We start from the raw sequence: 20865 nt of genomic DNA, 5'->3' as shown, positions 1-20865 counted from the left end.
GAATGCTATGTCAACTGCACCATCGAATAATCGTTTAAACCGCCAACAGGCTGAATCTTTTTTATCATCGCTATCCGGTCATTATTACCCTAATTCCAGCCGTGAATTTCTTTCAGGCAGCAACAAAGACATCCAGGTTCCCTTTCGCCGCATTCACCTTAGCGAAACTTTGCACCAACCCACGCCGGGCGTGAAGCTACCACCGAACGATCCGGTGGATGTGTATGATACCTCCAGCGTTTACGGTGATCCGAACTCCAGAATTGACGTGAAAGCAGGTTTGGAAAAGGTTCGTGAAAACTGGATTCAGCATCGCCATAGCGAGAACCAGCAATATAATCACGGCGTTACGCAGTTAGCTTACGCAAGACGCGGCGTGATCACCCCTGAGATGGAGTTTATTGCGCTGCGGGAGAATATGGGTAGAGAGCACCTTGAAACCCCCATAACGCCAGAATTTGTGCGCGATGAAGTCGCCAGTGGACGCGCAATTATCCCCGTTAATACCCACCACCCCGAATCTGAACCGATGATTATTGGCCGCAACTTCTTAGTTAAAGTGAACGCCAACATTGGTAACTCTTCCGTCAGTTCGTCTATTGAAGAAGAAGTTGAAAAGCTGGTATGGGCCACGCGCTGGGGCGCTGATACCGTTATGGACTTATCTACCGGCCGTAATATTCACCAAACCCGTGAGTGGATCTTACGCAACAGCCCGGTGCCTATTGGTACGGTGCCTATCTACCAGGCATTAGAGCGCGTCAATGGTGTTGCCGAAGATCTGAACTGGCCAGTATTTAAAGACGTGCTGCTGGAGCAGGCTGAGCAAGGTGTGGACTATTTCACGATTCACGCCGGCGTACTGCACGACTTCATTAAACTGACCGCAAAACGAGTTACCGGTATTGTCTCCCGTGGCGGTTCGATCATGGCCAAATGGTGCATGGCGCACCAGCAAGAAAGCTTTCTTTATCAGCACTTCCGGGATATCTGCAAAATTTGTGCGAAATATGACATATCACTGTCTTTAGGTGACGGCTTGCGCCCCGGCTCCATAGCAGATGCTAACGACGAAGCTCAGTTCGCCGAACTGAGAGTACTCGGCGAGTTGACTCAAATTGCCTGGGAATACGATGTGCAGGTGATGATAGAAGGCCCCGGCCATGTGCCCATGCATAAAATTCAGGAAAACATGGATGAGCAGTTAAAACACTGTCACGGCGCGCCGTTTTATACCTTAGGGCCGCTAACCACCGATATAGCACCTGGTTACGACCACATTACCTCAGGTATTGGAGCTGCCATGATCGGCGCCTTTGGCTGTGCCATGCTCTGCTACGTAACGCCGAAAGAGCACTTAGGTCTTCCCAACAAAGAAGACGTAAAACAAGGGATGATTGCCTACAAAATAGCGGCTCATGCGGCCGATTTAGCCAAAGGACACCCCGGCGCTCAGGCCCGGGATGACGCTATGTCAAAAGCCCGTTTCGAATTCCGCTGGGAGGATCAATTTAATCTGGCGTTAGACCCGGTTACTGCTCGCAGCTATCACGATGAAACACTGCCTCAGGACTCGAACAAAACCGCACAGTTTTGCTCCATGTGCGGTCCTAAGTTCTGCTCCATGAAAATTTCTCACGAGGTGCGTCAATACAATCCTGACACTCGCATTGACGTAAAAGTGAAAGACGCGGCGACCGAAGGAGCAGAATAATGTCGGTACCTGTCGTATGGACCGTCGCTGGTTCTGACAGCGGTGGTGGCGCAGGAATTCAGGCGGACTTGCACACGTTCCGCAGTCTGAATGTACATGGCTGCAGTGTCATAACCACAGTGACCGCTCAGAACTCTGTTGAAACCACTGGGTTGTTCCCGTTAGCTGCTGACGCCATTCGTCAGCAGCTGGAATGCCTGCAACAGGACATGCCCCCTGCTGCGATAAAAATTGGGTTGCTCAGCAACAGACAGCAGCTACAGGCGGTGGCTGAATTTTTAAAGCAATGGCCTGATACCCTTCCCCAGACTTTTGTGGTCTGGGATCCGGTGGTTGTCAGCACTCAACAGGATCGGCTGTCTGAACTCAAGCCTGAACACTGCGCGGAGTTACTCCCATTGGTTGATATTATAACCCCGAATTTGGAGGAGCTCAGTTGGTTGAGTGGATTAGAGGTTACTGATGAGAACTCAATGTGTCGCGCTGCAGAACAACTCTTTCATGCCGGACTGCCCCGAATTCTGGTAACAGGCTCCGATTTTGGTCGCGCCGATGAAATATCTGACTATTACCTTAGCGCCAATGAGCATATTCAGTACATTCAGCAGAAATTGAAAACAAAACACAGCCACGGAACAGGCTGTACTTTGTCTTCAGCCATTGCCGCGGCACTAGCACATGACTATGCACTTGAGGATGCCATAACAGTCGCTAATGCCTACGTGCATCAGGGCCTGATTGAGGCGAAAGGTATAGGCCGCGGACCAGGCCCTGTTGCTCATACACACTGGCCACAGCTAATTGAACATTTTCCAAATATTGAAACGCCGGAGTTGCCCTGCGTTGACCTCCAATTTCCCAGTCTAGACCAAGAACCCGGACTGTATCCGGTAGTAGATTCTTATCAGTGGATAGAAAAGCTCTTAAAACTCGGTATTAAAACGCTTCAGCTGCGTATTAAAGACCCAGATGCTCCTCAGTTGGAAACCGCTATTAAAAAAAGCATTCAGCTGGCGGAGCAATATTCAGCACAGTTGTTTATTAATGACCACTGGCAACTCGCTATTAAGCACAACGCTTATGGCGTGCATTTAGGTCAGGAAGACTTAACGGAAGCCAACCTTAACGCCATTCAGCAAGCAGGGTTGCGTCTGGGTATTTCCACTCACAGCTACACCGAGTTATTGATCGCCCATGTGTATAAGCCCTCTTACATCGCGTTAGGTCATATCTTTCCAACTCAGACCAAGGCTATGCCGTCTAAACCGCAAGGGCTGCAGCGATTACAACGCTATGTAGCGTTATTAGCGCCAACGAACATACCAACAGTCGCTATTGGTGGCATTTCTTTAGAACGAGTCGCTCCCGTGAAAGCTACCGGTGTTAACGGCATAGCGGTTGTCAGTGCGATAACTGCTGCGAACGACGTCGAGCAAGCTGTTCGTCAGCTACTGACGGAGATGGAAACTGAAGTTGAAGTCGAGGTTAAAAAAGAAAACGAGGTTGCTCATGCTGAGTAACGAGCAACTTCTGCGCTACAGCAGTAACATACTGATGAAAGAAATAGGCGAAGTTGGACAACAGCATTTGCTCAAAAGTCATGTGCTGATTATTGGCTTGGGTGGTCTCGGTTGTCCTGCCAGCCAATATCTGGCGTCATCGGGCGTTGGGCAAATCACACTGGTCGATCATGACACCGTCAGTCTCAGCAACTTACAGCGGCAAACACTCTATTCCAGCGACGATATTGGTTTGTCCAAGGCGCGGCAAGCTGGTCATTCTTTGTCGCGGTTAAACTCGGATATTCGTATAACCGCTCTTGAAGATCAAGCCTGTGAAGAAAACCTGGATGCACTCGTCGAGCAAGCCGATTTAGTCCTCGACTGCACCGACAATCGTGAGACCCGGTACCTGATCAACCAAAGCTGCTACCGACTGAACACCCCGCTCATTTCTGCTGCGGCGCGCGGCTTTAACGGGCAACTCATCGCGTTAAATCCGGAGCAATCGCACGGCTGTTATCAGTGCCTTTATCCCGACGCTGTTACCGAGCCACTGAACTGCAGTAACGCGGGTATAGCCGCTCCTGTTGTGGGCATTATGGGATCCAGTCAGGCGCTACAGGCAATTAATTATTTTACCGGGCATGAGCTTGCCTGGGGTTACTTGCAAACCTTCAACGGCTTATCGCAAAACTGGCAACAACTCTATTTACCCCGGGCCGCTTCATGCCCTGTATGCGGAGGTCAAAATGCGCATTCAAATTAATGACAAACATCTTGATATCACGGAAAAAACCAATTTATCGCAGCTATTGTCTGCTCAGGATATCGATACCTCGGCCGTTGCCGTCGCTTTAAACGGACAGATTATACACCGCGAGCAATGGCAACAGACTGAGCTTAAAGACAACGATACCATTACACTTGTTCAGGCCGTGGCCGGAGGTTAAACCATGCTGAGAATAGCCGATCGTGATTTTCATTCCCGCTTACTCATAGGCTCAGGCAAATACAGCAGCGCTGCCATTATGCAAAAGTCTCTGGCAGCTTCCGGTAGCGAGTTGGTGACACTGGCATTAAAACGCGTTGAACTCGAACGCCCCACCGACGACATTGTCACACCCATTAAAAATTTGGGTTTACAGCTACTACCCAATACCTCCGGCGCAAAAACCGCACAGGACGCTATTTTTGCTGCACGCCTTGCCTGTGAAGCTTTAGGTACCCATTGGCTTAAACTCGAAATACACCCCGACCCCAACTATTTACTGCCGGATCCGATAGAAACCCTAAAAGCCGCTGAAACTTTGGTAAAAGAAGGCTTTACCGTACTGCCCTACTGCGGTGCTGATCCCGTATTGTGTAAACGCTTAGAGGAAGTTGGTTGTGCGGCAGTTATGCCGTTAGGCGCCCCCATAGGCTCAAACCAGGGCCTGCTTACTCGAGACTTCCTACGGATTATTATCGAGCAAGCATCGCTACCCGTCATTGTCGATGCGGGCATTGGCGCGCCAAGCCACGCTGTTGAAGCTATGGAAATGGGCGCAGACGCTGTGCTGGTGAATACCGCCATAGCCACTGCAAACGACCCCGTCGCTATGTCAAAAACCTTTCGCGATGCGGTTATTGTTGGGCGTCAGGCCTTTGAAGCAGGCTTAAGTCAAAACGCTTCGCTAAAAGCGTCCGCATCCAGCCCGTTAACGGAGTTTCTGGAGTCGCTATGAGCTTTTATACTACCTGGGAGCAGACCAGCTGGGATGATACCCGCCTGCAGCTTTACAGTAAAAACGCGGCTGACGTTGAAACCGCTTTAAGCAAAAAACATCTGAATACGGGCGATTTTATGGCGTTACTGTCGCCGGCGGCGGAGTCCTATCTGCCCCTTATGGCAGAGCGCTCACAACAACTGACCCGGCAACGCTTTGGTAACACACTGCACTTGTTTATTCCGCTGTATTTATCGAATCTGTGTGCTAACGATTGCAGCTACTGCGGCTTTTCCATGAGTAACCGCTTAAAGCGCAAAACCTTGTCACCAACTGAAATCGAGCAGGAATGTCAGGCCATAAAAGCCAAAGGTTTTGACACCCTGCTGATAGTGACTGGCGAGCATGAAACCAAGGTAGGTATTGATTATTTTCGTCACGCGCTACCTATTATCAAACGCTATTTCAGCTATGTCATGTTTGAGGTGCAGCCATTGGCTACCCATGAATACGCTGAATTACGCACGCTGGGTCTGGACGCCGTTATGGTGTATCAGGAAACTTATCAGGCCGCCACGTATGCTAAACATCACTTAAAAGGCAAAAAACGCGATTTCCGCTGGCGGCTTGAAACGCCCGACCGCCTGGGCGAATGCGGTATCGATAAAATTGGCCTGGGCTCGCTGATTGGACTGGAGGACTGGCGTATCGACAGCACCTTTACCGCCATGCATCTGGATTATTTACGGCGACGCTACTGGCGCAGTCGTTATTCGCTGTCGTTTCCCCGGCTACGGCCCTGTGCCGGTGGTGTCGATAACGCAAGGACAATTTCTGATAAACAACTGGTTCAGTTAATTTGCGCCTATCGGTTGCGGTTCCCCGATGTAGAACTCAGCCTTTCCACGCGCGAACAGCAGGCGCTTCGTGATGGGTTGTTTCGGCTAGGTGTGACCTCGGTCAGTGCCGAATCGAAAACTCAGCCCGGCGGTTACGCCAACGAGCAACAAGAGCTGGAACAGTTTTCCATAGATGACGACAGGCCAGTAAGTGAAGTGGCGCAGGCAATAAAAGCGAAAGGATTACAACCGGTATGGCAGGACTGGCTTAACGAGCTATCCGCAATGCCACCTGAAACTTTTTCCAGTCCAGAGTAGCCACCAGTAACAACTCACGCAGCGTTAAGGTGCGTGGGTTAACGCGCCCTTTATGATTCCACTGATGTCCACAGCTGGCTGCGGTCATAACACGCTTATTAGGCTTGAGTAAGGTATCCTGACTATGTTCACCCTGCCCGGTAAAATCAAACCAGCCACGGTAATTCAGATGCAGACGCTTTTTATCAGGATCCACACGGTCGATGCTGTCGAGCATTATGGTCGTAAATTCAGGAGTTTGATAACGAACAGGAACCACCAGACCCAAAGCTGCATGTTTAGCAAACCATTGGCTCTGCCCTTCGGCAGATATACCGGCTGAAGGAGCTTTAGTTGGCTGAGGAGCCTGCCAGCTGGCGTTCTGAACATCCAACTTTAACGGCGAATACTGCACTGCATTGAGGCAACCATGAGCGGCGTGACGAATATAGTGCGGGAGACTGGCTAAACGACGTTGCAGAGCCGCAACAGGCATATCATTAACCTGCGCCAGTTGCGGTAATTCACGTTCATACAGCGCTGAGCACAGCTCGGCAAAATCGCCCTGCTGAGCCAGCGGCTGAAATATGTCCGCCTGTTGATTAGCCAGCGTTGACTTCCTGTCGTCCGCGGTAAGGCGCTTGGCCATTCAAATCGCCCTCTATACGCAATAATTGGTTGTACTTAGCAACCCGGTCAGAGCGACACAGCGAGCCGGTTTTAATTTGACCCGCTGCGGTGCCTACTGCCAAATCGGCAATAGTGGCGTCTTCGGTTTCACCCGAACGGTGAGAAATAACCGCCGAGTAACCTGCTTCACGCGCCATCGCAATGGCTGCTAAGGTTTCTGTCAGGCTACCAATCTGATTAAATTTAATCAAAATTGAATTGGCAATCGACTTGTCGATACCTTCTTTTAAAATACGCGTATTGGTTACAAACAGGTCATCACCGACCAACTGAACTTTGCTGCCCAGTTTTTCGGTTAAGACTTTCCAGCCGTCCCAGTCGCTTTCGTCCAGGCCGTCTTCAATAGAAATAATGGGGTAACGGTCGCAAAGCTCTGCCAGGTAGTCGGCAAACTCTTCGGCGGTAAACGATTTGCCTTCGCCAGACAACTCGTATTTACCGTCACGGTAGAATTCAGATGCCGCGCAATCCAAAGCCAGGGTAATGTCGCTGCCCATTTTATAGCCCGCGTTTTCAACAGCTTCGACAATCACCTGTAAGGCTTCTTCGTTAGACGCCAGGTTGGGTGCAAAGCCGCCCTCGTCACCAACCGCTGTGCTTAAACCGCGCTTCTGCAGAACCTTTTTCAGAGCATGGAACACTTCAGCGCCCATACGCAGGCCTTCTTTGAAGCTTTCGGCACCAACCGGCTGGATCATGAACTCCTGAATATCCACGTTATTATCCGCATGTTCACCGCCGTTTAATATGTTCATCATTGGCAGTGGCATGCTGTATTTACCGCTGGTGTTGTTCAGGTTAGCAATGTGCTCGTAAAGCTCAATACCTTTACTCAAAGCCGCTGCTTTCGCCACCGCCAGAGACACCGCAAGAATAGCGTTCGCACCCAGATTTTCTTTATTATCGGTACCGTCGAGCTTCAACATAATGTTGTCGACAGCTTCCTGGTTAATCGCATCAATACCATTTAAGCTTTCAGCAATAGCGCCATTAATATTGGCAGCCGCCGTTTCAACACCTTTACCTAAGTAACGCGATTTATCACCGTCACGTAACTCCAGAGCTTCACGTGAACCGGTTGATGCGCCACTTGGTGCTGCCGCACGGCCCATGTGGCCAGACTCCAGGTAAACGTCGGCTTCAACCGTCGGGTTACCACGGGAGTCCATAATTTCACGACCAACAACTTTAACAATCTTACTCATGCTTAAATCCTGTTTAATGCTTAATCATTAGCCGGGTTATTAACCCAAACGCTCTTTATGAAATTCGCCAGCGGCTTCTATAAAGCCTTTAAATAACGGGTGCCCGTCACGCGGCGTTGAAGTGAATTCCGGGTGGAACTGTACTGCCACAAACCAGCGGTGTTTCGGGTTTTCCAGAATCTCAACCAACTGTTTGTCGTGCGAGTAACCGGTAATTTTTAAACCTGCTTTCTCCAGCGCTTCTACATAATGGTTGTTCACTTCGTAACGATGACGGTGGCGTTCTTCAATGGTCTCTTTACCGTACATTTTCAGCGCTTTAGAGCCCTTTTCTAAATGACACTCTTGTGAGCCAAGGCGCATGGTACCACCCAAATCAGAATGCTTATCGCGCAATTCTTTCTGACCGCTTGCGTCCATCCATTCGGTGATAAGCCCCACTACAGGATCGCTACAATTTTCATCAAATTCCGTGCTGTTAGCGCCAGCTAAACCGGCAACATTACGAGCGAATTCGATCATTGCCACCTGCATACCTAAACAAATGCCCAAATACGGAACATTGTTTTCACGAGCGTATTTCGCCGCAATTAGTTTACCTTCAATACCACGACCGCCGAAGCCGCCGGGAACCAAAATAGCGTCCACGTCTTCGAGCTTAGAGGTGCCTTTGGTTTCTAAATCTTGCGAGTCTATATAACGAATGTTCACTGTTAAACGATTCTTAAGACCAGCGTGCGCTAAGGCTTCGTTAACTGACTTGTAAGCGTCAGGCAGTTCAACGTATTTACCGACAAAACCAACCGTGACTTCACCGTTCGGGTTCGACTCCTGATAGAGAACCTCTTCCCACTCATGCAAGTCGGCTTCAGGACAGTCCAGACGGAAACGTTTGGTCACTATATCGTCCAGGCTCTGAGCTTTTAGCATAGAAGGTATTTTGTAAATACTGTCAACGTCGCGCAGGCCAATAACCGCGCGCTCTTCTACGTTGGTAAACAAAGCGATTTTCGAGCGCTCAGTTGCCGGTAAAGAACGATCTGAACGGCATATCAATATATCGGGTTGAATACCAATAGAACGCAGTTCTTTCACTGAGTGCTGTGTTGGCTTGGTTTTTACCTCACCCGCAGCGCCTAAGAATGGCACCAGGGTCAGATGCATAAATAAGGTGTGGTCACGACCAATTTCCGTGCCCAATTGACGAATGGCTTCAAGGAAAGGTTGTGACTCAATGTCACCCACCGTGCCGCCAATTTCAATAATGGCAATGTCGAAGCCTTTACTGCCTTCAATAACACGACGCTTAATTTCGTTGGTAATGTGAGGAATGACCTGAATGGTCGCTCCTAAAAACTCACCTTTACGCTCACGGCGAATAATGTCTTCATAGACACGGCCGGTGGTAAAGTTGTTGCTGCTGGTCATACGGGTGCGGATAAAACGCTCGTAGTGACCAAGGTCAAGATCGGTTTCAGCTCCGTCTACGGTGACAAAAACTTCACCGTGCTGAATTGGACTCATGGTACCCGGATCTACGTTAATGTAGGGGTCCAGCTTCATGATAGTAACGTTAAGGCCCCGTGCTTCTAGAATTGCCGCCAGGGAGGCTGCAGCAATGCCTTTACCCAGCGAGGATACAACTCCGCCGGTTACGAAAATATAGTTTGTCGCCATGTGATACCTAGTTGGTCAGGTCAAATTTGGGATTGCATTCAGACGGGAAAGTAGTATACCGAAAGACGACCCTAACAACAAATAAAAGCTGTCGTTAGCGACGCCTAAATGCTAGTCGTCGGCATCAAAACCTATGCAGCGATAGATTAGAGTCAGGAATATTGCTCAGTGCTCTCATGTGTTTCGGGCAGTTCTTCCCAACGGGATAATTGGTTTCGCTTTGCGCTAAAGCTATAGTAGCAAGCCATAATAAGACCAACTGATAAGCCAGCAAGTAGCGGCGCGCCGATAGCAGCTAATCCTTCGCGCCTGAATTCATAGTGTTTCCTTAATAATCGGAATTTAATGTTTTAATCATGTTAATAAAACCAAACTAACTTGTTAAGAGTAAATCAATAAAAAAGCGCGCTCAAAATGAACGCGCTTATTAAGAAGCATTAATAAAATTACGTTTTCGCCTGTTTAAATCGATTTACCAAATAAAACAACGCGGGTAAGACGACCAATGTCAGAAGCGTTGACGAAATAATACCGCCAATAACAACGGTAGCAAGAGGCCGTTGAACCTCTGCTCCTGTACCGGTATTAAACGCCATCGGCACAAAACCTAAGCTCGCGACAAGAGCCGTCATCAGTACCGGTCGCAGACGTTGTTGCGCTCCTTCAAATACAGCGTCTTTTAGCTGTAGGCCATCCCGAAGCAATTGCCGGATAAAAGACAGCATAACAACCCCGTTTAATACCGCGACGCCGGACAAAGCAATAAAACCGACCGCCGCAGAAATAGACAGAGGCATGCCTCGCAATGACAAAGCGAAAATCCCGCCGGTTAATGCCAGGGGCACTCCGGTAAAGATAATCAATGCGCTGCTTAAAGAACCAAAAGCACTATACAGCAGACCTAAAATAAGCAGCAGCGTCAACGGAACCACCAGACTCAGTCGCTGTGAAGCTGACTGCAACTGCTCAAAAGTGCCGCCATAATCAATCCAGTAACCCGTCGGAATATCCAGATTTGTGTTTAAACTCTCTTGAACCGCATTAACGAATGATCCCAAATCGCGGTCAGTAACGTTGGCACTGACAATGACATTCCGTTTACCACTTTCGCGGTTAATTTGATTAGGTCCATTAGCCAAGGTCAATTTAGCTACTTCACCTAACGGCACATACTGTAGCTCTGGATTATTTGCCGCAGGCACATCTACCGGTAGCTGTTTCAATTTTTCAATGTTCTGCCGCCAGTCATTGTCCAGCCGAACCAATAATTTGAAACGTTTGTCACCTTCATAAATAACCCCGGCCTGAATGCCGCCTACAGCGCTCTGCAATGTACTTTGTACATCAGCGACGGTAAGTCCCAGCAACGCCAAGTGGTCTCGCTTAGGTTCAACAGACAAGATAGGTAAGCCGGTCATTTGCTCAACGCGCACGCCGGAAGCCCCCGGAACCTCTCTGATGGTAGCCGCCGCTGAGTCACCCAATTGTTTGAGTTGTTCAAGGTCGTCGCCGTATATACGTACACCAAGATCAGCTCGCACTCCCGCAATCAGTTCGTTAAACCGCATTTCTATCGGCTGGGTAAATTCGTACTTGTTACCGGGTAACTCTTGTACCGCCATACGAATTTCACTGACCAGTTGCTCTTTAGTTTTATCCGGGTTGGGCCAGTCTTTGCGTTCCTTCAGCATAATGAAGGTATCAGCCACGCTCGGCGGCATCGGATCCGTTGCAACATCTGGTGTACCAATTTTAGAGAAAACGCGCTTTACTTCGGCAAATTCCGCCACCACCGCTTCTACGTCTTTTTGCATATCAACCGACTGCTGCAAGCCTGTGCCCGGAATTCGCAAGGCATGCATAGCAATATCACCTTCGTCCAGTTGCGGCAAAAACTCCGTCCCCATACGACTGGCCTGAAACAAAGAAACCGCAAATAAACCGAAACCGATAGCAATAACGAACACAGGAAGTTTTAATGCACCTCGTAACACCGGTTGATAAGCTTTACGAGCTCCGCGCATGACTTTATTCTCGCCTTGCTTAATATTGCCACGGACAAAGATAGCGACAGCGGCAGGCACAAAAGTGACCGAGAAAATCAAGGCACCCAGCAGCGCTGCAACTACGGTGAAGGCCATAGGATGGAACATTTTCCCTTCCACACCGCTTAATGCAAATATAGGCAGATACACCAACATAATAATGAGAACGCCAAATACTGCCGGGTTAAATACCTCACGCGTGCTTTTCATGACCTCAATTAAACGTTCCTGAGTAGTTAATACCCGACCGAGTCGCTGTTGCGCATTACCCAGTCGTCGCAGGGCGTTTTCCACCACAATAACGGCCCCATCGACAATAATGCCAAAGTCTATCGCGCCCAAGCTCATCAGGTTGCCGGACACTTTATTCGTAACCATTCCTGTAATCGCGAAAAGCATGCTTAGCGGAATAACGCATGCGGTGATCAAGGCAGCCCGTATATTGCCTAGCAAGATAAACAGAACCACAATAACCAAAACCGCGCCTTCGAAAAGGTTCTTCTCAACCGTGGCAATGGTTTTATCCACCAGGGTAGTGCGATTATAAATAGGCTCAGCAACCACGCCTTCCGGCAGGCTTTGTTGCACTTGTTCCAGCTTTTCAGACACCGCTTGTGCCACGATGCGACTGTTCTCACCAATCAGCATCATGGCGGTACCCAGAACCACTTCTTCCTGATTAGATGTAGCCGCACCGGTACGCAGTTGTTTACCCAGTTTGACTTCAGCGACATGGCGAACCCGAACCGGCGCATCATCCCGCTTGGATACCACCACATTGCCAATATCTTCCAGAGATTGTAACTGACCCGGCGAGCGCACCAGCCACTGTTCCCCGTTCTTTTCTATATAACCGGCACCAGCGTTTCGGTTGTTCAAATCCAGGGCCCGAAGCAAGTCTTGCATGGTCACTTTATAAGCCAGCATACGTCCCGGTTGAGGTGCAACCTGGTATTGCTTTTCATAGCCGCCAACACTGTTTATTTCGGTAACCCCAGGTACTTTTACCAACTGCGGTTTAATGATCCAGTCCTGTATAGTGCGCAGACTTTCCGCAGTATAAGCGTTACCCTCTGCGTCGGTTGCCCCTGGTTTTGCTCTGACAACGTAGTTAAAGATCTCTCCCAAACCGGAGGCTATGGGTCCCATTGCGGGTTCAACGCCTTGCGGCAGCTCCCCTCTAACCTGCTGCAACCGCTCGCTGATTTGTTGCCGGGCCCAATAAATGTCAGTGCCTTCTTCAAATACCACCGTCACCTGAGACAAGCCATAACGAGAAATTGAGCGGGTATAATCCAGCTTCGGAATACCCGCCATAGCCGTTTCTACCGGGTAAGTGATACGTTGTTCTGTTTCCAGCGGTGAGTAACCCGGTGCTTCGGTATTTACCTGTACCTGTACATTGGTAATGTCCGGCACCGCATCAATTGGCAGTTTCATGGTGCTGTACACACCAACGGCCGCAATCAAAAAGGTCGCAGCCACCACTAACCAGCGGCGTTCAACCGCAAAGCGAATGAGTGCATCAATCATGATAGTCCCCTTAGTGGCTGTGCCCTGCACCCTGTTTGAGAATGTCGGCTTTAATCAAATAACTGTTGCCAATGACATACTCAGCGCCTGGCTCAAGCCCCGAAAGAACCTCCACGTAGTCGCCCGATTTGCGACCGGTTTTGATCTCACTGGCTTCAAACCGGTTCCCGTCGCGGATAAAAACTACGGTTTCTCCGTTCAAGGTCTGAATGGCATCGGACTTAACCGCGACATCGGCAGTAAAGGTGTCAGTTGTGACATCCGCTTTAACGTGCATTCCCGGCCGCCAATGTCCGGACTTATTGGGCAACACGACGCGTGCCCGGGCTATGTGACCGCCGGTCATCTGAGGTGCAATGTAAGATACTGTACCGCTTACCGTTTTATGGTGGTGTAAGTCATATACTTCGGCAGTCTGCCCTTCCTGCATTGCTTCCACGTTTTCGGGAAAAGCTGACAACTCTACCCAAACTGAAGCGGTATTAATTACCTGAAATAAAGGTTGCTGCTCTACTAACTCACCAACATTAGTAAATCGTTCAGAAACCTCGCCACTAATGGGGCTGACTACATTGAACCTGGTACCTGTACTGACGTTTTCGACTACGGCAAGTACATCGCCCTTTTCAACCGAGTCGCCAATGTTGGCATTAAGCGAACTCACAATGCCTTTATAGCGGGCGCTAATATGCGCAATATTGTTATTTTCCGGGGCAATTACACCGAATACGGTTTGAGTCACCGCCATGCGTTGAGAGCTAACTTTCCCCATGCTCAGGTCGGCGTTTTCAATAGCTTTATCGCTCAGTTCGGTATGCGACTTTTCATGGTGGTCATCTTCCGACGCCCAGATTTTTTTGGGGTAACTACAGACAGCCAACAAAGCAGCTGCTAAAAAGTAAGTTGATAGTTTCACTGCTGTTCTCCTAAAAATGCTTGTCCGGTCATACGTTCCAGCTGAATGACATCGCTGTATATGGCGTGCTCCCGCGAAACTCTTTGGTACTCGAGCTGAGCTAGCTCATTCTGCGCATCCAGCACCTGCAATAACGAATGCGTGCCACGCACATAGCCCTGGTTCGTTTGTTCGACCAATTGCTGTGCCAGTGGCAATAGCGTGTCTTTCACTTTTTGTCGGTAGTTTTGGTGGGTTTGCAGGCTGTTTATTAGCGCCAGTGCCAGCGAACGCAACTGAGTTCGCACTAGTTTTTGCTGCTGCAGGTTCGATTGATGCAACACCCGACGCTGCTGAATACGCCCGATATTAGGATCTTGCAGTTGCAATGGCATCGAAGCTTCAACAACAAAACCGGTATCATCCGACTGACTGTTGTAACGCACGCCAAATCCCAGACTTAAATCAGAGGTGGAGTCTGCTTCCAATGCCTTTGCCTGAGCCTGCAATAAGCGCTCGGAATCTAACAGGCGTAAATATTCAGGTGCCTTATTCACTGCATTTAGAACGTCAGATTGCTTCGGCAAGTTTAAAGGGAAATAAAAAGTCCCCGAAACTTGGTTAAAGTTTGGCTGCTCAGCCCACATTGCACTGAGCTTTGCCTGCGCTTTAGCTAACTGGCCTTTTAGTTCCTCTATATCAGCCCGTTGGCTCTCGCGCTGAAGTTGGATACGGGTTACCTCAGAGTTTGCCACTGCGCCGGCATTTGCCCGCTCCTGTGCTGTTTCTAACAAACTATCCGTACGATGGAGTTGCTGCTTGCTAAGGCTAATAAACTCCTGCAACTTGAGTACTTGGTAAAAGCGTTGTGTTGTTTGTGCCAGTACCTCAATGCGCTGGTATTCAAACTCGGCCTGTTGCACTTTTTCTTCGGCTGTAGCCGCATTCATACGCTGCTGGCGTTTCTCACCTAACTCAATGACCTGAGAGAAGGACAGCGTCATCTGCGCACTATCCAGACCGGAGCTTTCACCAGAGCCAGCAAAGTTTTCAACTTCCAGTCCAACTCTCGGGTTAGGTGAAAACCCAGCCTGCAGAGTCAGTGCCTCGGCGGCCTGCTGTTGGTAATCGTACTTTTGTAAATCGGGGTTACTCTTCAGTGTGCGGTTTAATGCATCACTTAAAGTTAAATCTGACGCGGCAGCACTAACCGGAAACACCAATATGGCACCCAGAAAGACCACCACGAAGCTCAAACGCTTCATGTTTTTTCTCCAATTGTTCGCTATTTAAAAATGACGGTAGAAATGGAGATTAAGCGTTTGGTGGGGGAACCGGCGGTTGATGGGCTAAACCCTTATCAAAAATCACAGCGGTAGGTTGAGCTTCGGTAATAACGGGACAAGCAGAGACACTAATGCCATAACCAGTAATGCAACTAACGTGCGCATGAAACTGGTGGTCGTGCCCCTGCTCAAGATCTAAAGATGAAGAATTCGGGCTATGTTCCAAACCATGGTTGACATCAAAAACAACATCCACACTATTGTGGCTTGCGTCTTCCATATGGCCAACCACAGACGCACAGGTAAAAAAGCTGTGTATCAGGATGACTGTAATGAGTAACCATGGGATTTTCATGCCCTCTACTTTATCGAACTTAAGCCGCAAACGCTAGCGCAGAACGATGACCTTTTTACTTAGCGATTTTTTGTTGTAACCGCCCGGGTAACAGCGTTAACGCTGCGATACGACAGCGTTGCCAGTACACAGAAAGCGCAAGCAGTCCAACACCGACCACCAGACCGGTAATGGCAAAGTTCAGGCTTACTACGCCATATTCCGACAACACATTGCTGTAAGTAAAAACCAGTACGCCGAGCGCCGCCAGCATCAGAGCTCGTCTGTCTACCCATAGTGACACCAGAGCCAAGGATACATAAACCATTGTCACGCCAGCCGCATGCCACAGCGAAAGTGTTTCGTTACCGTACATGGTCACGAAAGAAAACGCGCCTGAAACGACCAATGGTGCCGCCAACATGTGCAACCAGAAGGCAACGTCGGCGCGGTAATTCTGACGTTCAGGATCTTTCAGATCCCACCACATAGCGAAAGCAAAGACAGCTATACCCATTGCTAATTGCAGCAACGGAATGCTGACAGGCACACCGTTAGTTGTACCGGCAATTAATAGTTGCGCAGTAAAAACAAGACAGCCCGCAAGCACGGCAATTGTCACCGGTACCCGAAAACGCCACCAGAAAAGCACTTGCAGCACAGCAGCGAGTAAGGATAGAGCACCGATCAGCCAACCCTCAAAATAGAAAGCCTCATAGAAGAAAAAGAGGCAGGCCCCGCCAAATGCCAGCGCTAGCGCAACTGCCGGTAGCGCCATACGTTGCCGGCGAACAAAATACTCAGCCAGAATCCAGGCACCAATTGCAACTCCCAAACTAGGGTTCAAGCTTGTAATATGGCTGAACAAACTGCCTACGGCGGCCAGTACCAGAACGCAGGCCACCACCACAAAAATGTCATTAAACCCGGAAATTAACCGAAAGTACTCGCTTTCCCGCCGGTTATTATCAGACTCATCACCGCGATGTACGTAAGCCTTTACGTCTGCGTATTGCTGCCCCGTTAAAATACCGGCTTCCACGCAGGACTTTAAATCCTTATCTGTATACTCTGTCACAACATCAATCCTTTAAGTATCTAAGCTACTTTACGTCCTGCGTGCCACTAGAATTCAAGTCAATATCTACGTCATAGTCGATAAATTTGGCCTCCCCCATATACCAAACTTCAAAGGTTTCGGGCTCGCCATAAAAATAGTAAACATCTACCGGTGGCTTGTTCCGACCATGAGCATACACAAAAGACTGCCTCGTTACTTCCTTGAGGTATCCCTTGCTATCCTTAACAAAAACCTCATTCCGACGACGTTCTTGTTCGTACGCTTTTCTTTCTATCGTTTCGCGCGGCTCAAACTCCGCGTAGTCAATAATGAGTCGGTTACCTTTTAGACTTACGCCTTGCGGCAATTCGTCTTTAGCATAGCTTTCTTTCGTCAGGTTAGGAGCAATAAGCACCGGAAGCGCAGCTTTAAAGCGAGCAGGTTTAGTTGTGAACCTTTTTGGATAATAATCAATACTGTGCGCTTTAAAGTCATAAGCAAACTCAATGCTCTCTAAGTCCGTGTTTTCGAGGTTCCCACTTTTCTTTAACTCAACTTCAGCGGCATCCTGCACTGGCTCATTATTTTCATCAAAGAACTTATGACCGGCCATTGCAGATGCCGCGACCCGGTTGCCACTTTCAATAAACACATCGCTTTGTACATTGGGGTAAAACCACCTTATAACTCCGGGGGTTTCAACATCCTGTCTTTTCGGGTCGTCGAACTCATATCCCCGGAAATGCAGTAATGTCATTAAATCTGAAATTTCTTGTGCATTTAATTCGGTACGGGATGCTGTAACAGGCAGACGATCATTGTAAACCGGAGCTGTTAGCTCAATCTCTGGTATATCACCCAGGCTAATCTCGTAAGTCCGGGAATATGGCATATCAAGCACAGGAAGCTCTAACTCACGTTCCACTTTTTTGCTTTCTTCACCGTACACTAATAGCGTTAACAATCCTTTGTCTACTTGTCCGTTAAAGGCCCTGCCTAAGTAAATTTTACCGGCGCGCGCCTCTTTACTGTCTTTTTGCCAGGCCTCAAAATCCTTTTTTACAGCTTCTAAATCGATATTTCCCTGTTTAGCCTTTGCTATTACCTCTTCCAGCAAGTCGTTTTCCTGATAAACCTCAGACATAGGCCGACGTCGCGTTGACCGCCAGGCAAGGTAATCACCATTGGCTGTAACGGCCTCAGCAAGAACATCTTCATTTCCGAACAATTTAGAAGGGTCGGTGCCGTCTTCAGTACTAATTTCAACTACGTAATAGTTTTCTCCAAACTCCAGCACGTTAATTAAAAAGCCGTCCCGCTCCAGAGTTTCTCCAACATCTTCGGCGCCGAGTTCAAATGTAATCATCTGTCCCGGCAATTCTGCATAAAACTCTCCTTTTACAGCAACTGGTCTGGGAGACTTCTCATCGCGTGCATCGGTGAAACAAAATTCTTCTCGTGTATCGACAATATCGCCCAATGCCTGCCTATTATTTGCCGTATCAGGAAAGCTTGCATATTCAGGAAAGTCCAAGGTATCACCGTTGTCGAAAACCAACTTGGTGTATGTCAGGCCGTAGCGAAACGGAAATTCAAAGCCAGGATTCAAAGTAAAGCCCTGTTCGTTTGAATATGGCATGCAGGCGAGGTGTCTCCAGCTGTTTACCGCTACCAGGCTCTGCAAGTACGCTTCAGTCATTGCGTCTCTGTCACTGTATCGGTTTAAATGGAAAAACTCCGGCTGAGTGTATTCAACTTTTTCTATTCCGGCATAAAAGACAAAAACGTCCATCATCCACTGGAAGTTAGACATTTCCTGACCGTACAATGCACGTCCGAGCTCTTCGTCCTCAAGCCCTTTTAATATTTCAAAACGGGTGTCGTGAAGCTCATCGCGTTGTTGAATTTGCTCATACACGGTTCGACCCTCCTGCTTAGCTTCCTTGCTTTCTGCGCAACCAGCGCTCAGCAATGCGCTAGCAACGGCAACACCCAAAACTTTGTATATATTCACTGTTTCCCTACCTATTTTTTTGGTACATCTTTGTGCGCTACTCGTTTATTTGAAACCACCAGGACAAGTACGGATATTCTTCTAAAGCTTCCGATGGCGGTTGCTGTAAAAAGCCATGACCCGGATCAAGATCAAGCGCCCCGGTTTCCTGAACAATGTCTCTAATTGCCTTAATGGATGCATCCGACTTAACCTCTTCCAGCTGCGCTTCCTCGTGAAAAGACCATAAATATAAACCTAATGCGGAATACCACAGGCTGATTAATTCAGGGTTATTCTGCTCTTTTGCCTCAACAATGACTTCTTTTGCCGTATCCTGAATAGCCATTTCCACCGGCGGCAATGCATCGTCGCCCGTAAGCAAGCCTGCTTCGACAAATTTCTGCCAGAGCGGTGAGCCGGCATCGCAATATAGGTAAGGTGGTTCAATGTAACCGACGGTGGGGTTCGTCTCGCCGTTCCACTTTTCTTCAGGGTGAAGTCCAACAAAAGTAAAGTCGCGTACGCTATCGAAAAAGGCTTTATGCGCGGCGTAGTCAGGGTGTTGGGTGAGTTTAAATTGGTAAACAAAGTTGTGTTTCAACAGGGTATCGATAACACGAAGGTGAGTGAAACCAGTATCCCAACATTCCTGAAATTGATAGAGGTTCCAGAACAGCGAGCGCAGTTCCTTGCTCGTCTTTGTTTTCGACTGAGCCAGGCAGTTAACCGACGACTCAACAAGGTCTTCAAACTCGTGCATCGACATAAGACATTCCCTTATTAGTAATAGCGCGGATCTTCACAATACAGCTAACGGAAGAAAACTTACTATGCACCTTCCATTGGTACCGTGTTGTCATTTTGTAAACTGAGTTTACCCAACTTAATACCTAGCTCCAATACAGTTGTCGACACCTTTACAGAAACTTAACCCTAAGTTTCTACATAACTGCCTGGAGGAACTAACGTATGCGACGAGCGCCTTCGTCCATTCCGGTCACTCTAAACTTCTTTCCGAGAGGAGCTCTGACTACAGGGCTTGATATCAATTTATCACCACAATAAATCAGCATACTTAAACCAATATGGTCAGCACTTGCAGCCTCCCACTTAGCAAGGGCATGGTCGGCCACTTCTATTGTCCATTGAACCGTATTATTGTCGGTAGTTGTATTTAACGAACTAAGATCGGAACGCTCTAAGAGTAAGGTATCCGGGGTTCCCTCACTCTTTGCTGGTAAATATAAGTTAAAATCACAGTACTTTTCTTCGTGTTCTGCTTTGTCCTCTGCTATCGCGATATCGTCCGCATATGTGAAGGTACTTACCAACACAGCAAAAACCATAATGTATTTAAAGTTGGCCAAGTTTTGCTCCTGTAATTGATTCGGTAAAAGGGTTTCCGGCTTTCTAGTTAAGCTTCGCAGATAATGATATTTATTATTTTATCAACGACTTCACCTGTATTACTAACGCCCTGCTCTACATAATACTCCGCATTTAGTAATCTAAACCCCGATTCTTGCAACAAGTTACAGGCAAGTTCTTTATCGTATAGCTCAAAACCATAAGGCACAAAAGGTAAGTCTTTCATAAACGAACTATCGCCAAAAGCGAGGCAAAATAGCCCTTGAGGTTTAAGAACACGTCGAATTTCCGCTAAATGTTCAAGCGGTTTGTCCCAAAAGTAGAGAGTATGAACGGTCAGAACCTTATCGAATACATTACTATCAAAATTGAGTTGAGAGGAATTGCCCTGCTGAAATGTCGCTTGCCCCGAAGTCACTATATCTTCGTTCATGCGTTTCGCTTCGGCAATCATATCTGCTGACCAGTCAACGCCGGTATAGGAGAGGTTATCAGCCCGTTTGATTATGTCAGCAGCAAAAACTCCATTGCCGGGACCAATTTCAAGCAGTGACTCTGAATGTTGTAGGTTTAAAAGATTTATGCATTTTACGTTCAACTGACCGTTTGCACTGTTCATGTTTAAAGCGACTTCAGCGGCATGCTCTCCACTAGGGTGACGTAGCTGTGAAGCCAGAGTATGTGGATCCATTTTCGGTTACCCATTAACAAATAACAT

General features: G+C 48.3%; 19 protein-coding genes. 6 read left to right on the top strand and 13 right to left on the bottom strand.

Annotation, left to right across the window (positions count from 1 at the left end; genetic code table 11):
* Positions 1-7 precede the first annotated feature (7 nt).
* From thiC to thiH, 6 genes are read left to right on the top strand one after another with little or no spacing between them, the layout of a single operon-like run.
* Positions 8-1714, top strand: coding sequence for a phosphomethylpyrimidine synthase ThiC (thiC, locus tag ACN0TF_RS02210; RefSeq protein ID WP_417440584.1), 1707 nt, complete (start codon positions 8-10; stop codon positions 1712-1714).
* Entirely contained in the window at positions 1714-3234 is a 1521-nt protein-coding gene (thiE, locus tag ACN0TF_RS02205) for a thiamine phosphate synthase (RefSeq protein WP_417440583.1), read from the top strand. Before thiC ends, thiE begins: the two co-directional genes overlap by 1 nt.
* Positions 3224-3982: a HesA/MoeB/ThiF family protein gene (locus tag ACN0TF_RS02200; RefSeq protein ID WP_417440582.1), complete on the top strand. Its 759-nt coding sequence runs from the start codon at positions 3224-3226 to the stop codon at positions 3980-3982. The genes thiE and ACN0TF_RS02200 overlap by 11 nt, the downstream gene beginning before the upstream one ends.
* The gene (thiS, locus tag ACN0TF_RS02195) at positions 3966-4166 is read left to right on the top strand and encodes a sulfur carrier protein ThiS (RefSeq protein WP_417440581.1); all 201 of its coding nucleotides are present in this window, start codon (positions 3966-3968) and stop codon (positions 4164-4166) included. Before ACN0TF_RS02200 ends, thiS begins: the two co-directional genes overlap by 17 nt.
* A 3-nt stretch (positions 4167-4169) precedes the next feature.
* Positions 4170-4940, top strand: coding sequence for a thiazole synthase (locus tag ACN0TF_RS02190; protein ID WP_417440580.1), 771 nt, complete (start codon positions 4170-4172; stop codon positions 4938-4940).
* Positions 4937-6079 carry a 2-iminoacetate synthase ThiH gene (thiH, locus tag ACN0TF_RS02185; RefSeq protein ID WP_417438106.1) on the top strand — a complete coding sequence of 381 codons (1143 nt, stop codon included), beginning with the start codon at positions 4937-4939 and terminating at the stop codon, positions 6077-6079. Before ACN0TF_RS02190 ends, thiH begins: the two co-directional genes overlap by 4 nt.
* Here thiH and ACN0TF_RS02180 read toward each other — a convergent pair.
* The 13 genes from ACN0TF_RS02180 to ACN0TF_RS02120 form a co-directional block, all read right to left on the bottom strand.
* On the bottom strand, positions 6030-6707 hold the full coding sequence (locus ACN0TF_RS02180) for a hypothetical protein (RefSeq protein WP_114981418.1): 678 nt from the start codon (positions 6705-6707) through the stop codon (positions 6030-6032). The genes thiH and ACN0TF_RS02180 overlap by 50 nt on opposite strands.
* A complete protein-coding gene (gene eno, locus ACN0TF_RS02175; protein WP_417440579.1) occupies positions 6661-7953 on the bottom strand; it encodes a phosphopyruvate hydratase in 1293 nt (430 codons plus the stop codon). Before eno ends, ACN0TF_RS02180 begins: the two co-directional genes overlap by 47 nt.
* Positions 7954-7992: 39 nt before the next feature.
* Positions 7993-9630, bottom strand: a complete 1638-nt coding sequence (locus ACN0TF_RS02170) for a CTP synthase (protein ID WP_317496729.1) — start codon at positions 9628-9630, stop codon at positions 7993-7995.
* Between the two features lie 152 nt (positions 9631-9782).
* Entirely contained in the window at positions 9783-9920 is a 138-nt protein-coding gene (locus tag ACN0TF_RS02165) for a DUF6404 family protein (RefSeq protein ID WP_417441103.1), read from the bottom strand.
* A gap of 156 nt (positions 9921-10076) precedes the next feature.
* Positions 10077-13208, bottom strand: a complete 3132-nt coding sequence (locus ACN0TF_RS02160) for an efflux RND transporter permease subunit (RefSeq protein WP_417440578.1) — start codon at positions 13206-13208, stop codon at positions 10077-10079.
* Positions 13209-13218: 10 nt separating this feature from the next.
* A complete protein-coding gene (locus ACN0TF_RS02155) occupies positions 13219-14124 on the bottom strand; it encodes an efflux RND transporter periplasmic adaptor subunit (RefSeq protein ID WP_417440577.1) in 906 nt (301 codons plus the stop codon).
* On the bottom strand, positions 14121-15368 hold the full coding sequence (locus ACN0TF_RS02150; RefSeq protein WP_417440576.1) for a TolC family protein: 1248 nt from the start codon (positions 15366-15368) through the stop codon (positions 14121-14123). The genes ACN0TF_RS02155 and ACN0TF_RS02150 overlap by 4 nt, the downstream gene beginning before the upstream one ends.
* Before the next feature lie 49 nt (positions 15369-15417).
* The gene (locus ACN0TF_RS02145) at positions 15418-15744 is read right to left on the bottom strand and encodes a hypothetical protein (RefSeq protein ID WP_417440575.1); all 327 of its coding nucleotides are present in this window, start codon (positions 15742-15744) and stop codon (positions 15418-15420) included.
* A gap of 55 nt (positions 15745-15799) precedes the next feature.
* The gene (locus ACN0TF_RS02140) at positions 15800-16801 is read right to left on the bottom strand and encodes a hypothetical protein (protein WP_417440574.1); all 1002 of its coding nucleotides are present in this window, start codon (positions 16799-16801) and stop codon (positions 15800-15802) included.
* 25 nt (positions 16802-16826) lie between these two features.
* Positions 16827-18797, bottom strand: a complete 1971-nt coding sequence (locus tag ACN0TF_RS02135) for a hypothetical protein (RefSeq protein ID WP_417440573.1) — start codon at positions 18795-18797, stop codon at positions 16827-16829.
* A gap of 37 nt (positions 18798-18834) precedes the next feature.
* Positions 18835-19545, bottom strand: a complete 711-nt coding sequence (locus ACN0TF_RS02130; RefSeq protein WP_417440572.1) for a hypothetical protein — start codon at positions 19543-19545, stop codon at positions 18835-18837.
* Between the two features lie 196 nt (positions 19546-19741).
* On the bottom strand, positions 19742-20146 hold the full coding sequence (locus ACN0TF_RS02125; protein WP_417440571.1) for a SecDF P1 head subdomain-containing protein: 405 nt from the start codon (positions 20144-20146) through the stop codon (positions 19742-19744).
* A 47-nt stretch (positions 20147-20193) separates the two neighbouring features.
* Entirely contained in the window at positions 20194-20838 is a 645-nt protein-coding gene (locus ACN0TF_RS02120; protein WP_417440570.1) for a class I SAM-dependent methyltransferase, read from the bottom strand.
* Between the last annotated feature and the right edge of the window lie 27 nt (positions 20839-20865).

Source organism: Idiomarina sp. (assembly GCF_048265525.1).
Lineage (GTDB): Bacteria > Pseudomonadota > Gammaproteobacteria > Enterobacterales > Alteromonadaceae > Idiomarina.
The sequence above is the reverse complement of the archived record's forward strand: the minus strand, read 5'-3'. Positions and strand labels throughout refer to the sequence as shown.

Bases quoted from the DNA above. Each gene is read 5' to 3' on its own strand.
- thiC (WP_417440584.1), top strand. From the start codon at position 8: ATGTCAACTGCACCATCGAATAATCGTTTAAACCGCCAACAGGCTGAA.
- thiE (WP_417440583.1), top strand. From the start codon at position 1,714: ATGTCGGTACCTGTCGTATGGACCGTCGCTGGTTCTGACAGCGGTGGT.
- ACN0TF_RS02200 (WP_417440582.1), top strand. From the start codon at position 3,224: ATGCTGAGTAACGAGCAACTTCTGCGCTACAGCAGTAACATACTGATG.
- thiS (WP_417440581.1), top strand. From the start codon at position 3,966: ATGCGCATTCAAATTAATGACAAACATCTTGATATCACGGAAAAAACC.
- ACN0TF_RS02190 (WP_417440580.1), top strand. From the start codon at position 4,170: ATGCTGAGAATAGCCGATCGTGATTTTCATTCCCGCTTACTCATAGGC.
- thiH (WP_417438106.1), top strand. From the start codon at position 4,937: ATGAGCTTTTATACTACCTGGGAGCAGACCAGCTGGGATGATACCCGC.
- ACN0TF_RS02180 (WP_114981418.1), bottom strand. From the start codon at position 6,707: ATGGCCAAGCGCCTTACCGCGGACGACAGGAAGTCAACGCTGGCTAAT.
- eno (WP_417440579.1), bottom strand. From the start codon at position 7,953: ATGAGTAAGATTGTTAAAGTTGTTGGTCGTGAAATTATGGACTCCCGT.
- ACN0TF_RS02170 (WP_317496729.1), bottom strand. From the start codon at position 9,630: ATGGCGACAAACTATATTTTCGTAACCGGCGGAGTTGTATCCTCGCTG.
- ACN0TF_RS02160 (WP_417440578.1), bottom strand. From the start codon at position 13,208: ATGATTGATGCACTCATTCGCTTTGCGGTTGAACGCCGCTGGTTAGTG.
- ACN0TF_RS02150 (WP_417440576.1), bottom strand. From the start codon at position 15,368: ATGAAGCGTTTGAGCTTCGTGGTGGTCTTTCTGGGTGCCATATTGGTG.
- ACN0TF_RS02145 (WP_417440575.1), bottom strand. From the start codon at position 15,744: ATGAAAATCCCATGGTTACTCATTACAGTCATCCTGATACACAGCTTT.
- ACN0TF_RS02130 (WP_417440572.1), bottom strand. From the start codon at position 19,545: ATGTCGATGCACGAGTTTGAAGACCTTGTTGAGTCGTCGGTTAACTGC.
- ACN0TF_RS02120 (WP_417440570.1), bottom strand. From the start codon at position 20,838: ATGGATCCACATACTCTGGCTTCACAGCTACGTCACCCTAGTGGAGAG.